This is a genomic window from Salibaculum halophilum, assembly GCF_002094885.1.
Taxonomy (GTDB): Bacteria; Pseudomonadota; Alphaproteobacteria; order Rhodobacterales; family Rhodobacteraceae; genus Salibaculum; species Salibaculum halophilum.
Genome location: NZ_MSIT01000007.1, coordinates 214,768 through 229,140, shown reverse-complemented (window position 1 = coordinate 229,140; position 14,373 = coordinate 214,768). Strand labels below are relative to the sequence as shown.

Sequence of the window (14,373 nt, the reverse complement as noted above, 5' to 3'; positions counted from 1 at the left end):
GGTGCGCGGCGCCTTGTCGTTTCTGGGGCCTTGGCGAAATGCAACAGCGGCCCGGGTTTACATCGCGGGCCGTTTATTTCCTCGCCGGGGGAAAATCAAGCGCGACTTGCGCCGCCCCGCGCCGGGTTCAGCTGGGCTCGGGAGGGGTCTCTTCGGGCAGAACCGCCTCGGGGTCGTCGGCCAGGACATTTCCTTCGACGATGGTCTCGTCCTCGGGCAAGTCCTCGGGGGTGCCGCCGAACCATTCGGCATTCGCGCGCATGGTGCGCTCGATGGCGCGGGCCGCGTTGAAGGCCAGCCCTTCAAGCTGTTCCTCACGTGACCGCGACAGCCCCGAGCCGAGGAACGGGACCGAGCAGCAGGGTTCGAATACTGTCAGCTGGATCGGTTCCGCGTTGAGCTTGGTCCGCGTCGCGTCCTCGAAGAAGTTCACGGTGACGATCAGCACCGACTTGGGCGAGTAGATCAACGGGATGCCGGGCTGGGCCAGAACGTAGCCCTCGATCGCCACACCGATATGGTAGTAGTCGTCCCCGGGAAAGCGCGTCTCGTTGAACCGGTCGGCCACGGCCTTGCGCATCGCGGCATTCCATTCCTCGGGCGAGGCATCACGCGAGAACGGGCCTTTCTGCGGATCGGGCGTGACGGCGATGTTGTGGCCCAGACGGAAGTCCCCTATCGGATCGGGCATTTCGGTCAGGTCGTCGCGGACACCGCCGCAGGCGGTCAGCACTATAAGGCCCAGCAAGCCAATCACCACACGCATGGATCATCCCCCTCGCGTCCAACGCCATCAAGGATTAGCCGAGTGGCGCCGCCCGCGCAATCGGCGCGGGGCGGCATCACGTGAACCGATTGTCCCGCGGGAACCCATGCGGCGGTTGCTTGCCGACGCCGGCGCGCTTGCCCAGCCAGGGCCCGAGGTCGCGCTCGGTGCGGGTATTGCCGTTGCCCATTGCCCAGCTCAGCCCCTCGGCCCAGGCAAAGGTGGTGATATCGGCCAGGCCGCCGTCCAGTTCCAGCGTGCCCTGCCGCCCGCGCGCGCGCTGGTATTTCTGCAAGCGCACCCCCTTGCCGCGGCCCATTTCCGGCACCTCGGCCAACGGGAACACCAGGAACTTGCGGTTCTCGGACACGACAGCGACGTGATCGCCCGCCACCCGGCGCACGGCGCGGGCCACTGCATCGCCCTTGACGTTGAGCACCTGCTTGCCCGCGCGCGTTTGCGCCACGACATCCGCCTCGGGCACGAGGAAGCCGTCCCCGGCGCTGGACGCGACCAGCAGCTTTTCCCCGGCCCGATGCACGAACAGATCCACGATATCGCAATCATTGGGCAGATCGACCATGAGGCGCAGAGGCTCGCCCATGCCGCGCCCGCCGGGCAGGTTCGCCGCCGACAGCGTGTAGAACCGCCCGTTGCTGCCGAAGATCAGCAAGCGGTCGGTCGTCTCGGCATGGAAGATGAAGCGCGGCCCGTCGCCATCCTTGAACTTGAGCTCGCGGGCCAGGTCGATATGGCCCGACAGGGCCCGGATCCAGCCCCGCTGCGAACAAACCACGGTGATCGGCTCGCGGTCGATCATGGCCTCCAGCGGGACCTCCTCGACGGTGCCGGCCTCGGCGAATCCGGTGCGCCGCGCGCCGCCCTCGGCCCGCGCGCCGAAATCCTTGCGCACCGCGCGCAACTCCTCGGCGATGCGCGCCCATTGCAGGCCCTCGTCCTCCAGCAGGTCCTCGATCCCGGCGCGCTCGACCATCAGCGCGTCGCGTTCGCGGATCAGGGCCACTTCCTCGAGCCGGCGCAGGCTGCGCAGGCGCATGTTCAGGATCGCCTCGGCCTGGACGTCGGACAGGCCGTTCTCGCGCCCGGCATAGCTGGAGGGGACCTTGCGCTCGCCCTCGCCCGCCTCCAGCCCGGGGGCGATGGCGCTCTCATCCGCCACCAGCGTCAGGCTCTCCGTGTCCACCCCGGCCAAGGGGGACAGGTAATCAGCCTCCGAGGTGGCACGGCGCAGCCCCGCCTGGTGCGGGTGGCTCCAGTCCTCGTACATCAGGGCCGCCTTGGGATCGTCGTCATAGCGGATGATGTCGATCACCCGGTCGAGGTTGACGAAGGCCGTGATCAGCCCGGCCAGAACCTCCAGCCGGTTGTCGATCCTGTCCAGCCGGTACTGGCTGCGGCGCAACAGCACCGCGCGCCGGTGATCGAGAAAGGCGCGCAGCACCTCGCGCAGGCTGCAGACCTTCGGCGTGACGCCATCGACCAGCACGTTCATGTTCAGGCTGAACCGCGTCTCCAGGTCGGACAGGCGGAACAGCGTCTTCATCAGCACATCCGCCTGCACGTTCTTCGAGCGCGGCTCCAGCACGATGCGGATGTCGTCGGCGCTTTCATCGCGCACATCGGCCAGGATCGGGACCTTTTTCGTCTGGATCAGTTCGGCCAGCTTCTCGATCAGCCTGGATTTCTGGACCTGGTAGGGGATTTCTGTGACGACGATCTGCCACTGGCCGCGGCCCAGGTCCTCGACCTCCCAGCGGGCGCGCAGGCGGAACCCGCCCTTGCCGGTGCGATAGGTCTCGGCCATGCTCTCGGGCGGCTCGACGATCACGCCGCCGCCGGGAAAGTCCGGACCCTTGATATAGTTGAGCAGCGTGTCGTCGCGCGCCTCGGGCGACTTGATCAGGTGCAGGCAGGCCGCGATTACCTCGTCGAGGTTGTGCGGCGGGATGTTCGTGGCCATACCCACGGCGATGCCACTGGCCCCGTTGGCCAGAAGGTTGGGAAAGGCCGCCGGCAGCACCACCGGCTCGCGCAGGGTGCCGTCGTAGTTTTCCCGGAAATCGACCGCGTTCTCCGACAGCCCCTCCAGCAGCGCCTCGGCCGCGCGCGTCATGCGCGCTTCGGTATAGCGGCTGGCCGCGGGGTTGTCGCCGTCGACGTTGCCGAAGTTGCCCTGCCCGTCGACCAGCGGGTAGCGCACGTTGAAATCCTGCGCCAGCCGCGCCATGGCGTCATAGATCGCCGCATCGCCGTGCGGGTGGTAGTTGCCCATCACGTCGCCGCTGATCTTGGCGGACTTGCGATAACCCCCCGTCGCGGACAGCCGCAATTCGCGCATGGCGAAGAGGATGCGCCGATGCACGGGCTTGAGCCCGTCGCGCGCATCGGGCAGCGCCCGGTGCATGATGGTCGACAGGGCATAGGTCAGATAGCGCTCGCCTATGGCGCGGCGCAGTGGCTCGGCCAGGTTCATCGGGTCGCTGTCGGGGTCGGTCGTCTCGTCGGACATGGAGGCCGTTTAGCCAAGCGCACCGCCCGCGTAAATCGCCAATTCCGCCGCGTGCTCCGGCCCCGGCCCTTGCCTCGCGCCCGGTTTGGCGACACAAGCGCGCGCATGACGCGCCGCTCGATCCTCATCACCGGGTGTTCCTCGGGCATCGGGGCCGATGCCGCCCGCACCCTACACGCGCGGGGCTGGCAGGTCTTTGCCAGTTGCCGGGCCGAGGCCGACTGCGAGAGGCTGCGCGCCGAAGGCCTGCGCAGCCCGCGGCTCGACTACGACGCCCCGGACACGATCCGCACCGCGCTCGCTCAGGTGCTGGAGGCCACGGGCGGCACGCTGGACGCGGTGTTCAACAACGGGGCCTTTGCCATCCCCGGCGCGGTCGAGGACGTGCCCCGCGAGGCCCTGCGCGCCATCTTCGAGACCAATCTATTCGGCGTCCACGACCTGACTCGCGCGGTGATCCCGGTGATGCGCGCCCAGAGGCACGGACGGATCATCAACTGCTCGTCGGTGCTGGGTTTCGTGCCGATGAAATGGCGCGGCGCCTATGTCTCCACGAAATACGCGATGGAGGGGCTCTCGGACGTCCTGCGCCTGGAAATGGCCGAAACCGGCATCGATGTCGTCCTGATCGAACCCGGCCCGATCACCAGCCGCATCCGCGAAAACTCCCGCCAGCCCTTCGAGACCTGGATCGACTGGCAAGGATCGGCGCGCAAGGCGCAATACGAGGCCAGCCTGCTAAAACGCCTTTACCGGGACAAGGACAGGCCCGACACCTTCGAGTTGCCGCCCGCCGCCGTCACGCGCAAACTGATCCGCGCGCTGGAAGCGCCCCGCCCGCGCCCGCGCTACCGCGTCACCACGCCGACGCATCTCATGGCCCTGGCGCGCCGCGTGCTGACCACCCGCGCCCTGGACAGGATCATCGCCAGGGGCTGACCCCTTTCCTTTGCCGCCACACCTGCTAAGTCCGGCGGAACTACCAACGAAAGGCCCCGACATGACCGCCCAACCCCTCATAATCGCGATTGTCATCGCTTGTCTGGTCGTGGCGGCGATCCTGATCCGCGGCGTCTCGATGTTCGGCACCGGGGCCGATCCCAAGAAATCCAACAAGGTGATGCAGATGCGCATCCTGGCGCAGCTGGTGGCGGTGATCATCATCGTCGCCGGAGCGCTCTTGCTGAACGGAGCGGAATGATGGTCGTCCTCAACAAGATCTACACCAAGACCGGCGACGCCGGGGAAACCGCCTTGGGCAACGGGGCGCGGGTGGCCAAGCACGGCCTGCGCGTGACCGCCTACGGCACGGTAGACGAGGCCAACGCGGCCGTCGGCCTGGCCCGGCTGCACGCCGAGGGCGAACTCGACGCCCGGCTCACGCTGATCCAGAATGATCTCTTCGACCTCGGCGCCGACCTTTGCCGCCCGGACATGGAAAACGACGACAAAGCCGAGTTTCCGCCCCTGCGCGTGGCCGACAGCCAGGTCGCGCGGCTGGAGTCCGAGATCGACGAGATGAACGTCGCGCTGGAGCCCCTGCGCAGCTTCATCCTGCCCGGCGGCTCGCCGCTGGCCGCGCATCTGCACGTCTGCCGGACGGTGTCGCGCCGGGCCGAGCGGCTTTCGGTGGAACTGGCCACCATGGAAACCGTCAACCCGGCGGCGGTGAAATACCTCAACCGGCTCAGCGACTGGTTCTTCGTCGCCGCCCGCGTCGCCAACGACAACGGGCAGGCCGACGTTCTGTGGAAACCCGGCGCCAACCGCTGATCGGCCCCGGGACGGCGGGCGGGGCGATGTTGCCGCCCGGTACGGGCGGCAACGAGCGGCGCACGACGGCCCTTCGCGTGCGCAAACGCGACGTCGGTTGGCGCTAACGTGACGATTTTGCACTGTTGCTGCCGCCTAGCCCGCGCTACCTACGGAGGCGAGAACAGGAATCCATTGGGAGTATTACGCTGATGAAGGTGCTCGTGCCCGTCAAACGCGTGATCGATTACAACGTGAAGGTCCGCGTCAAGGCGGACGGCTCCGGTGTCGATCTCGCCAACGTCAAGATGTCGATGAATCCCTTCGACGAGATAGCCGTCGAAGAGGCCATTCGCCTCAAGGAAGCCGGCAAGGCCGACGAGGTCGTCGCCGTCTCCATCGGCGTGAAACAGGCCCAGGAAACCCTGCGTACCGCGCTGGCCATGGGCGCCGACCGGGCGATCCTCGTGGTCGCCGCCGACGACGTCCACCAGGACATCGAGCCGCTGTCGGTTGCCAAAATCCTCGCCGCGGTCGTGAAAGAGGAAGAGCCCGGCCTCGTCATCGCGGGCAAGCAGGCCATCGACAACGACATGAACGCCACCGGCCAGATGCTCTCGGCGTTGCTGGGCTGGTCGCAGGGCACCTTCGCCAGTGCGCTGGACGTGGACGGCGACAATGCGGTCGTCACCCGCGAGGTCGACGGCGGGCTGCAGACCATCAAGGTCAGGATGCCGGCCATCGTCACCGTGGATCTGCGCCTGAACGAGCCGCGCTATGCTTCGCTGCCCAACATCATGAAGGCCAAGAAGAAGCCGCTCGAGGAAAAGACCGCCGAGGATTACGGCGTCGACATGACCCCGCGCCTGTCGGTCGTCGCGACCGCCGAACCCGAGGCTCGTCAGGCCGGCGAAATGGTCGGCTCGGTCGACGAGCTGGTCGAGAAACTCAAGGAAAAGGGGGTCGTGTGATGGCGGTTCTTCTGCTTGCCGAAGTCAACGACGGCGAACTCTCGATGGACGCCACCGCCAAGGCGGTGACCGCGGCCCGCCAACTGGGCGATGTGACCGTGCTCTGCGCGGGCAGTTCCGCCGCCGCCGCCGGCGAGGCCGCCGCAGGAATCGACGGCGTTGCCAGGGTGCTGGTTGCCGAGGACGACAGCCTCGGGCACCGCCTCGCCGAGAGCACGGCCGCGCTGATCGTGTCGCTGGCCGATGACTATGACCACATCACCGCCCCGGCGACCACGGACGCCAAGAACGTCATGCCGCGGGTCGCCGCACTGCTGGACGTGATGGTTATCTCGGATGTCTCGGCGGTGGTCGACGCCGACACCTTCGAGCGTCCGATCTACGCGGGCAACGCGGTCCAGACGGTGAAATCCGCCGACGCCAAGAAGGTGGTGACCTTCCGCACCTCGACCTTCGATGCTGCCGGCGCGGGCGGGTCGGCCCCGGTCGAGACCGTTGCGGTTCCCGCCGCCGAAGGCCTGTCGGAATGGGTCGAGGACAAGGTCGCCGAGACCGACCGCCCCGACCTGACCTCGGCCGGTGTCGTCGTCTCCGGCGGCCGCGGCGTCGGTTCCGAAGACGATTTCGCCCTGATCGAGGGCCTGGCCGACAAGCTGGGCGCCGCCGTGGGCGCGTCGCGCGCGGCCGTGGACTCGGGCTTCGCGCCGAACGACTGGCAGGTCGGCCAGACCGGCAAGGTCGTCGCCCCCGAGCTCTACATCGCCGTCGGCATCTCGGGCGCGATCCAGCACCTGGCCGGCATGAAGGACTCCAAGGTCATCGTCGCCATCAACAAGGACGAGGAAGCGCCGATCTTTCAGGTTGCCGATTACGGGCTCGTGGCCGACCTCTTCGAGGCGCTGCCCGAGCTCAGCGAAAAGCTGGCCTGATCCGCGCCCGCCGCAACAGCAAAGGCCCGCCAAAGTGGTGGGCCTTTCCGTTCGTCACGCGCCCATGGCAAGGCCGAGCGCGGCCGCCGCTCGGCGGTGATCCTCGATACCGGGCGCGTTTGGCCGCTGACCGGTGTTGCTGTCGTAAACCACCTTGGTGAGCCGCGTCCCCACCGCATCCAACATCCCCGGTGTTACAAGGCATGGATCCATCGCCGCGCCGGCCGGATCCTCGGGGTGGCGCGGGGCGAACCACAACAGGTGCACCGGGACGTTGGCCAGGCCGACCAGTTCGCGCATCCGCCGCACCCAACATCCGCGCAACTCCTGCTGGACCTCGGTCAGGCGCGTCCCGTCCGTTTCGGCCAGCTTGGCCATGAGGTGGCCGGTAAAGGCGATCTCGGTGAAATCGACCTCCGGGTAGAGCCTGCGCAACGGCGCGCGCGGCGCGATGAACCGGTCGTTGCGGCGCGGATGCACCTTGTAGAACCGGTTGCTTAGATTGGCCGCCCCCATGACCTGGATCACCACGGCCGCAGCATCGTGAACGAGCGCCCGCAGCGCCGCATCCCGCAGGAAAAGGTCCGGCCCCGCCAAGTGCTGGCCGAGGTTGAGGCAGACCATGCCGGTCTCCTGTTCCAGAAGGTCCGGAAAGGGCTGCGCCACGTCGCGCCCAAAGGTCTCGCTGCCCCCGGGGCAGGCCACGTATCCGCCGTCGGTGGGCCGCCGGGGCCCCCGGAACTGCAACCGCGAAAGGCCATAGCTGCAGGTCGTCATGCGCGCACTGGGCGCGTGTCTCATGTGAAGTGTCATGTGTCCCACCACCAATTTTTCGTCTCACCGGGGCCGAATTTCAGCCGATTCCCTTTCCGGAAGCTTAAGGCGCAAATTCGACTCGATCCGAGCCCACCCGGCTTTCTGCGATGCGGCACCTTGAGCCGGGCCAGAACGGCGCATAGGGTGTCGACTGAAACACTCACCGAGGATCGCACGCATGGCTATTGAACGGATTGGCGTCGTCGGGGCCGGACAGATGGGCAACGGTATCGCCCATGTCTGCGCGGCAGCCGGCTATGAGGTGCTGCTGAACGACATCCATCAGGACGCCATCGACACCGCAATGGCGACGATCGCGCGCAACCTCGACCGGCAGGTCAGCCGCGCGCGCATCTCCGAGGCCGAAAAGACCGAGGCCATGGCCCGCATCGGCACCACCACGACGCTGACCGACCTCGGCCCCACCGACCTGATCATCGAGGCCGCGACCGAGCGCGAGACGATCAAGCAGGAGATTTTCGACTCGCTCCTGCCGCATCTCAAGCCCGAGACGATCCTGACCTCGAACACCTCGTCGATCTCGATCACCCGGCTGGCCAGCCGCACCGACCGGCCGGAACAGTTCATGGGCTTTCATTTCATGAACCCCGTGCCGGTGATGCAGCTGGTCGAACTGATCCGCGGGATCGCGACCGGCAAGGAGACCTTCGATGCCTGCTACGAGGTGGTCGAACGCCTGGGCAAGACCGCCGCGACGGCCGAGGATTTCCCGGCCTTCATCGTCAACCGCATCCTGATGCCCATGATCAACGAGGCCGTCTACGCCCTCTACGAGGGCGTCGGCAGCGTCGGCTCCATAGACACCTCGCTCAAGCTGGGGGCCAATCACCCCATGGGCCCGCTGGAACTGGCCGATTTCATCGGCCTCGACACCTGCCTTGCGATCATGAACGTGCTGCACGACGGGCTGGCCGATACCAAGTACCGCCCCTGCCCCTTGCTGACGAAATACGTCGAAGCCGGGTGGCTGGGCCGCAAGACGCAGCGCGGGTTCTACGACTATCGCGGGGACACGCCGGTGCCGACCCGCTGAGGCTCATCCCGGATCGCGGTCCGGGTCCTCGCCCAGCGCGATCGTCTGCGCGCGCAGCCATGACATGAAACGGCGCGGGTCCCGGCCCTTGTCGGCGGCCATCTGCGGTGGAATGGGCTTGCCGATGACCGGCGCCTGCGGCTTGTCGAAGGCGTGGACGACCTCGTGGATCAACAGGCCCTGCCGCAGGATGGGCGAGACGTTCGCCGCCACTTGGTAGGCCCGCGAATTGGCCCCGGGAAAGTAGCAGGGCACGACGGTCGCCCCCGAGCGGCGGATCATCTTGGCGGTGAAAACGTTCCACTCGGCCTCGATCACGGGGCCGAACATCGTCTCGGCCTGGGCCACCACGCCCGACGGGAAAAGGGCGACCAGCCCGTCCTTGTCCAGGTGATCCATCGCCCGCGCGCGCATCTCGATCATGCGTTTCTGGGCGTCGGACTCGTGCGGGAAGGGCACCGGGATCATGTAGCTGGCCGCGCTTTCATCGAGGCCGGTCAGCAGCGAGCGCGTCAGGATGCGGTAATCGTTGCGCCGCCGACCGATCACGTCGGCCAGCACCATGCCGTCGATCAGCCCGTGGGGATGGTTGGCCACCAGGATGACCGGCCCTGACGTTGGAATGCGGTCCAGCTGATGCGCCGGCGTCAGGATGTCGATCCCCATCACATCCATCGTCGCCGGCCAGAAGGCCTGGCCCTTGGGGATCGAGCGCGCCTCGAAGCGGCGGACGCGGCGGATCACCTCAAGCTTGCCGGTGCCCCACTCCATCGCCTTGATGAGGAGGCGCAGCAGCGGATTGTCGAACGTGTCGGAATACGTCAGGCTGCGCCGATCATAGACCCTGGAAGGCCCGCGCCCCTGCGCCCCGTGCAGGTTTCTCGGCGACGTTTCCGTCAAGCGTGAGTGTCCCCTCGTTCGAGATGCGGGCGGGGCTCAATCCCCCTCGCCGAACTTGCCGGCCACGAGCGCCGCAAGCGCCTCTGCAAGGTCTTCGTCCTGCCTGCCCGTCGTTTCGACCTCAATAATGGTTCCCTTTGAGGCTGCCAACATCAAAAGCCCCATGATACTGTCGCCCGCCGCTGACAGGCCGTCCTTGGTCACCTCGGCCCGGGCATCGAACTGTTCGACCGTCTCGGCGAACTTGGCCGAGGCCCGGGCGTGCAGGCCCTTGATGTTGACGATCTCCAATTCGCGGCGCGCCATGGCCCCTCCCCCTTCAGTCCAGGCCCACGGAATGGCTGTTGATGTATTTGCGCCCCGCAGCCAGTGCATCCTCGACCGCGACGGGCACCGGCTTGCGGCGCGACTTGGCCAGCTTGACGAGCATAGGAAGGTTGGCACCATAGACGATGCGGCGGTTCTCGGGGTTGCAGGCCCGAAGCGACAGGTTCGAGGGGGACCCGCCGAACATGTCGGTGACGATGACCACGCCATCCCCCGTGTCCACGGCATCGGCGGCAGTGCAGATTTCGTCCTGCTTGGCGGGGCGGTCGACCTCGGCCTCGATCGAGATGGCGCGGATGCCGGGCTGGCGGCCCACGACATGTTCGACGGCGGACAGATATTCCGCCGCCAGTCCCCCATGCGCCACAATCACGATCCCGATCACGTGTGCTTGTCCCGTTCGGCCACCACGCAGCCCCAGCGTTCCTGCTCCCCGTGTCTCTTAGACACTTGCCACCCCGCCTCTGCAAGCCCCCGGGCCAGGGTTTCGGCCACGACAACTGAGCGGTGTTGCCCGCCGGTACATCCGAACCCGATGGAAAGGTGCGATTTGCCCTCGTCGCGGAAGGCCGGCAAAAGATCCAGGATCAGGGAGTGCACGCGCTCGACGAAAGGCGCAAAGCGCGGATCGCCCTCGACATGGGCCTGCACGGGCGCATCCAGGCCGGTCATCTGGCGCAGGTCGGTGTCCCAATGCGGGTTGCGAAGGAACCGGCAGTCGAACATCATGTCGAGGCCCTTGGGCACGCCGCGCTTGAAGGCGAAAGACTGAAGCGTCACCCCCATGGCGCCCCCGCGCCCGTCCGAGAACCACTCCGACAACGCCGCCTTCAGGTCGTGCGGGCTTGTCTCGGTGGTGTCGAGCAGGATGTCGGCGCGATCTCGTATCGGGGCGAGCAAGGCGATCTCCTGGCGGATGCCGGTGATCGCCGGGGCGTCGGGCACCAGCGGGTGGCGGCGCCGCGTCTCGGAGTAGCGGCGCACCAGAACATCCTCGCCGCAGTCGAGAAACAGCAACTGCAGCGCCAGGCCCTCGCGCCCGTCGAGCCAGTCGACAAGGTCCTGCAACCGCTCGACAGAGAAATCCCGGTTGCGCACATCCACGCCGACGGCCATGGGGCGGTCGCCGCCGGGCGCCTCGACCAGGCGACGGAGCATCGACATGGGGATGTTGTCGATGGCCTCGAACCCCAGATCCTCGAGGATGTGGATCGCGGTGGCCCGCCCGGCCCCGGACGGGCCGGTCACGATGACCAGCCTCTGAGAGGTGGGCCGTGTCCGGTCGGCGCGAGGTGTCTGCTGCGGCGAGGTGTCCATGAAATCTCCGAAAGGGGTGGTCAGTCAAACCGCCCATGTCTGACGTATTGCAGGATTGCGGCGGGGAAACAGCCGCGCGCGACCTTGTGAAAGCAGGGCATGTCCCGCCCGAGAAGTGCGAAACGGCGCGGCGGGGGCAGGCGCAACTGTTCCTCTTGCGCCATGTCGATCACAAGCCCAACCGGAACCGGCCCGGCCGGATCGGCCCGCAAAAGGCCCACGCCACGGGCCTCGATACCGGCGGGCGCGCCGTGCGGGGGCCGGGCGATCACCTCTGCCCCCTCGGGGGTCAGGCAGGTGATGTCATCGGACACCAGCTGCGCGCCCAGCGCCATCAGGTTCAGCCCCAGGGTGGATTTGCCGGACCCGGACGGCCCGGTGATGACAACACCCCGGCCCGCCACGGCGACGGTCGTGGCGTGCATCTGAACGGCCGCGCCGGGCACCGCCGGGCTAGACCGGCAGGCCGACCACGAAGCGGGCGCCGAGCGGATCGGACCCGACATCGGCGTCCGTGGGCCGGATGTTTTCGGCCCAGATCACGCCGCCGTGCGCCTCGACGATCTGCTTGGAGATGGCCAGCCCCAGGCCGGAGTTTTTGCCGAACTGCCCCTCGGGGCGTTCGGAATAGAACCGCTTGAAAATCTTTGACAATGCGCCGTCGGGGATACCCGGGCCAGTGTCCTCGACCACGACCAGCACGCGGTTCTCGCGCTTGCGGGTCCAGACACGGATCGCGTCACCCTCCTCGCAGAAGGAGATCGCGTTGGAGATGAGGTTGACGAACACCTGCGCCAGACGCCCCTCGAGACCCACGACCGGGATCGGCTGTTGGGGCAGGTCGGTGATGAAATCCACACCCTTCTGTTCGGCCTCGTTGGCAAGGAACTCCGTGAGGTTCGACAGCATCTTGAGAAGATCGAACTGCGTTTCCTCGTCCTTGACCAACTCGGTGTCCAGCCGCGACGCGTTGGAGATATCGCTGACAAGTCTGTCGAGGCGCTGGACGTCGTGTTCGATCACCTCCAGCATCCGCTCGCGCTGGTCCTCGCGTTTGGCCACGCGCAGCGTGCCCACGGCCGAGCGCATCGAGGCCAGAGGGTTCTTGATCTCGTGCGCCACGTCCGCGGCGAACTGTTCATTGCCCTCGATCCGCTGGGTCAGGGCGGCGACCATGCCGCGTAGCGCCCCGGACAGGCGGCCGATCTCGTCAGGCCGCCCGGTCAGGTCGGGAATGCGGATGCGTTCGGGCGCGACCTTGCGGGCGTTCTTGTCACGGCCCAGCTCGGCCGCCTCGGCCAGGTCGGACAGGGGGTTGGCGATGGTCGAGGCCAGAACGAGGCTGAGCGCGATCGAGACGATCGCCCCGATCACGAACATCTGCAAAAGTTGCTCTCGGTCGCGACTGACCAGCTCGTTCAGCTCGCCCGGGGCGGAGACGACGGCCACCACCCCGATCGGCCGGTCGCCCTGCATCACCGGCGTCGAAACCGTAAAGAAGGCGCGGCCCTCCGGGTCCTGCCGGGTCTCGAACTGTGTGCCGGTTTCGATCGTCTGCGCGACAGAGCCCCCGAAATCCAGCACCGGATCGACCGGTGTCGCCGCCGGATCGCCGCCGCGCAGGACCGAGGCGAACCAGTTGAACACCCCGTTCAGGAAGTCCGTGATGAGGGTTCCGTGCCCCTCGAGTTCCAGGCCGGGCACCGGCGCGTCACCGAGCGTGGGATCGGACCAGCTGGACACCAGCACGCCCTGCCGGTCGAACAGATAGACATCGACCCCGCCGCGCAGATCCAGACCCTCGAGCGTGGCCTGCGCCTCTATCCCGTCGCCGGTCATGAGACTGACCGGCGCGCCAAGGGGCAGCTGCGCCTCGAAGACATCGGCGATCAACTCGGCCTCGTTGACCAGCGACGAACCGCGCTGATATGCGAGGTTGTCGCGCGACGGGCTGAGGTAGAGCACCCCTGCCACCAGCACGATGAGTCCCAGCAGGTTGAAGGTGATGATCTTGCGTGCCAGCGGCGACTTGTTGAGTTGCAGGATACCCCGCCGGGCGCGGCGTTTCTGCAGGTCGGTGTCGTCGGGGCGGGGGGCGATCCAGTCATCCCCCAGAACGACGGATTCGTTCTGCCCGGCGGCCTGCCGGACAGACTTCAGGTCCCGAACGTCGATCTTGGGGGTCGTCGTCATCCCTTATTCTTCGTTGTAGCGATAGCCGATCCCGTAAAGCGTCTCGATCGCGGAAAACTCGTCGTCGACCTGGCGCATCTTCTTGCGCAGCCGCTTGATGTGGCTGTCGATGGTGCGGTCGTCGACATAGACCTGATCATCATAGGCCACGTCCATCAGCTGATCGCGCGACTTGACGAAACCTGGACGCTGGGCCAGCGCCTCGAGCAAAAGAAACTCTGTCACCGTAAGGGATACGGCGCGGCCCTTCCAGGTGACGGCGTGGCGCAGGGGATCCATGCTCAGTTCGCCGCGAACCATGAGTTTCTGATCCTCGCCCTCTTCGACGAGGTCGCCCGAAATCGCATCCTGACGGCGCAGCAGCGCCCGGATCCGTTCGACCAGAAGGCGCTGGCTGAACGGCTTCTTGACATAGTCGTCCGCCCCCATGCGCAGGCCCAGCACCTCGTCGATCTCGTCATCCTTGGAGGTCAGGAAGATCACCGGCATGCTGGTCTTCTGGCGCAGGCGCTGCAGCAGGTCCATGCCGTCCATGCGCGGCATCTTGATGTCCAGAACGGCCAGTTCCGGCATCTTCTTGTTGAACGCGTCCAGCGCCGTCTGGCCGTCGTTGAAGGTGTCGACGTCGAACCCCTCGGCCTCGAGCGTCATGGATACCGACGTCAGAATGTTGCGGTCGTCATCGACAAGCGCGATGCGTGACATGTCACTGCCCTTTCCTACTGCTCAATTATCGCCTTTTATTTTGAACATTTTTGCCCTGATAGCATGGCGCGAATCAATCCCAATCTGCGCAGGCACCCCGGCCTCGCGCCCGT

16 protein-coding genes are annotated in these 14,373 nt (G+C 66.7%); 6 read left to right on the top strand and 10 right to left on the bottom strand.

All coding sequences use genetic code 11. From position 1 onward, the window contains the following. Positions 1-127: 127 nt before the first annotated feature. Together BU124_RS06760 and BU124_RS06755 are read right to left on the bottom strand one after the other, a co-directional pair. Positions 128-766: a hypothetical protein gene (locus BU124_RS06760; protein WP_084861958.1), complete on the bottom strand. Its 639-nt coding sequence runs from the start codon at positions 764-766 to the stop codon at positions 128-130. A 76-nt stretch (positions 767-842) separates the two neighbouring features. Then, on the bottom strand, positions 843-3,296 hold the full coding sequence (locus tag BU124_RS06755) for a DNA topoisomerase IV subunit A (RefSeq protein WP_084861956.1): 2,454 nt from the start codon (positions 3,294-3,296) through the stop codon (positions 843-845). A gap of 105 nt (positions 3,297-3,401) precedes the next feature. Here BU124_RS06755 and BU124_RS06750 point away from each other — a divergent pair, with 105 nt between their 5' ends. From BU124_RS06750 to BU124_RS06730, 5 genes are all read left to right on the top strand, one after another. Continuing rightward, positions 3,402-4,235: an SDR family NAD(P)-dependent oxidoreductase gene (locus BU124_RS06750; protein ID WP_084861953.1), complete on the top strand. Its 834-nt coding sequence runs from the start codon at positions 3,402-3,404 to the stop codon at positions 4,233-4,235. A gap of 61 nt (positions 4,236-4,296) precedes the next feature. Beyond that, positions 4,297-4,497 carry a twin transmembrane helix small protein gene (locus BU124_RS06745; protein ID WP_084861950.1) on the top strand — a complete coding sequence of 67 codons (201 nt, stop codon included), beginning with the start codon at positions 4,297-4,299 and terminating at the stop codon, positions 4,495-4,497. Then, a complete protein-coding gene (locus BU124_RS06740; protein WP_084861948.1) occupies positions 4,497-5,069 on the top strand; it encodes a cob(I)yrinic acid a,c-diamide adenosyltransferase in 573 nt (190 codons plus the stop codon). The genes BU124_RS06745 and BU124_RS06740 overlap by 1 nt, the downstream gene beginning before the upstream one ends. Positions 5,070-5,260: 191 nt before the next feature. Then, entirely contained in the window at positions 5,261-6,019 is a 759-nt protein-coding gene (locus tag BU124_RS06735; RefSeq protein ID WP_084861946.1) for an electron transfer flavoprotein subunit beta/FixA family protein, read from the top strand. Continuing rightward, on the top strand, positions 6,019-6,948 hold the full coding sequence (locus BU124_RS06730) for an electron transfer flavoprotein subunit alpha/FixB family protein (RefSeq protein ID WP_084861944.1): 930 nt from the start codon (positions 6,019-6,021) through the stop codon (positions 6,946-6,948). Before BU124_RS06735 ends, BU124_RS06730 begins: the two co-directional genes overlap by 1 nt. Before the next feature lie 54 nt (positions 6,949-7,002). Here BU124_RS06730 and BU124_RS06725 read toward each other — a convergent pair whose 3' ends face one another. Beyond that, complete coding sequence (locus tag BU124_RS06725; RefSeq protein ID WP_281250895.1) at positions 7,003-7,749, bottom strand: DUF6473 family protein; 747 nt, start codon at positions 7,747-7,749, stop codon at positions 7,003-7,005. 193 nt (positions 7,750-7,942) lie between these two features. Here BU124_RS06725 and BU124_RS06720 point away from each other — a divergent pair, with 193 nt between their 5' ends. Beyond that, the gene (locus tag BU124_RS06720) at positions 7,943-8,818 is read left to right on the top strand and encodes a 3-hydroxybutyryl-CoA dehydrogenase (RefSeq protein ID WP_084861939.1); all 876 of its coding nucleotides are present in this window, start codon (positions 7,943-7,945) and stop codon (positions 8,816-8,818) included. A gap of 3 nt (positions 8,819-8,821) precedes the next feature. Here BU124_RS06720 and BU124_RS06715 read toward each other — a convergent pair whose 3' ends face one another. From BU124_RS06715 to BU124_RS06685, 7 genes are read right to left on the bottom strand one after another with little or no spacing between them, the layout of a single operon-like run. After that, entirely contained in the window at positions 8,822-9,718 is an 897-nt protein-coding gene (locus BU124_RS06715; RefSeq protein WP_245831624.1) for a lysophospholipid acyltransferase family protein, read from the bottom strand. 36 nt (positions 9,719-9,754) lie between these two features. Continuing rightward, complete coding sequence (locus tag BU124_RS06710; RefSeq protein WP_084861937.1) at positions 9,755-10,024, bottom strand: HPr family phosphocarrier protein; 270 nt, start codon at positions 10,022-10,024, stop codon at positions 9,755-9,757. Positions 10,025-10,037: 13 nt separating this feature from the next. Beyond that, a complete protein-coding gene (locus BU124_RS06705) occupies positions 10,038-10,430 on the bottom strand; it encodes a PTS sugar transporter subunit IIA (RefSeq protein ID WP_084861934.1) in 393 nt (130 codons plus the stop codon). After that, entirely contained in the window at positions 10,427-11,362 is a 936-nt protein-coding gene (rapZ, locus tag BU124_RS06700) for an RNase adapter RapZ (RefSeq protein WP_084861931.1), read from the bottom strand. Before rapZ ends, BU124_RS06705 begins: the two co-directional genes overlap by 4 nt. A 20-nt stretch (positions 11,363-11,382) precedes the next feature. Then, a complete protein-coding gene (locus BU124_RS06695; protein ID WP_084861929.1) occupies positions 11,383-11,787 on the bottom strand; it encodes an HPr kinase/phosphorylase in 405 nt (134 codons plus the stop codon). Between the two features lie 28 nt (positions 11,788-11,815). Further along, positions 11,816-13,555: a sensor histidine kinase gene (locus BU124_RS06690; protein WP_084861927.1), complete on the bottom strand. Its 1,740-nt coding sequence runs from the start codon at positions 13,553-13,555 to the stop codon at positions 11,816-11,818. 3 nt (positions 13,556-13,558) lie between these two features. Further along, the gene (locus BU124_RS06685; RefSeq protein WP_084861924.1) at positions 13,559-14,260 is read right to left on the bottom strand and encodes a response regulator transcription factor; all 702 of its coding nucleotides are present in this window, start codon (positions 14,258-14,260) and stop codon (positions 13,559-13,561) included. Between the last annotated feature and the right edge of the window lie 113 nt (positions 14,261-14,373).

Bases quoted from the DNA above. Each gene is read 5' to 3' on its own strand.
- BU124_RS06710 (WP_084861937.1), bottom strand. From the start codon at position 10,024: ATGGCGCGCCGCGAATTGGAGATCGTCAACATCAAGGGCCTGCACGCC.
- rapZ (WP_084861931.1), bottom strand. From the start codon at position 11,362: ATGGACACCTCGCCGCAGCAGACACCTCGCGCCGACCGGACACGGCCC.
- BU124_RS06685 (WP_084861924.1), bottom strand. From the start codon at position 14,260: ATGTCACGCATCGCGCTTGTCGATGACGACCGCAACATTCTGACGTCG.
- BU124_RS06735 (WP_084861946.1), top strand. From the start codon at position 5,261: ATGAAGGTGCTCGTGCCCGTCAAACGCGTGATCGATTACAACGTGAAG.
- BU124_RS06745 (WP_084861950.1), top strand. From the start codon at position 4,297: ATGACCGCCCAACCCCTCATAATCGCGATTGTCATCGCTTGTCTGGTC.
- BU124_RS06760 (WP_084861958.1), bottom strand. From the start codon at position 766: ATGCGTGTGGTGATTGGCTTGCTGGGCCTTATAGTGCTGACCGCCTGC.
- BU124_RS06695 (WP_084861929.1), bottom strand. From the start codon at position 11,787: ATGCACGCCACGACCGTCGCCGTGGCGGGCCGGGGTGTTGTCATCACC.
- BU124_RS06725 (WP_281250895.1), bottom strand. From the start codon at position 7,749: ATGAGACACGCGCCCAGTGCGCGCATGACGACCTGCAGCTATGGCCTT.
- BU124_RS06690 (WP_084861927.1), bottom strand. From the start codon at position 13,555: ATGACGACGACCCCCAAGATCGACGTTCGGGACCTGAAGTCTGTCCGG.
- BU124_RS06730 (WP_084861944.1), top strand. From the start codon at position 6,019: ATGGCGGTTCTTCTGCTTGCCGAAGTCAACGACGGCGAACTCTCGATG.
- BU124_RS06750 (WP_084861953.1), top strand. From the start codon at position 3,402: ATGACGCGCCGCTCGATCCTCATCACCGGGTGTTCCTCGGGCATCGGG.
- BU124_RS06720 (WP_084861939.1), top strand. From the start codon at position 7,943: ATGGCTATTGAACGGATTGGCGTCGTCGGGGCCGGACAGATGGGCAAC.
- BU124_RS06740 (WP_084861948.1), top strand. From the start codon at position 4,497: ATGGTCGTCCTCAACAAGATCTACACCAAGACCGGCGACGCCGGGGAA.
- BU124_RS06755 (WP_084861956.1), bottom strand. From the start codon at position 3,296: ATGTCCGACGAGACGACCGACCCCGACAGCGACCCGATGAACCTGGCC.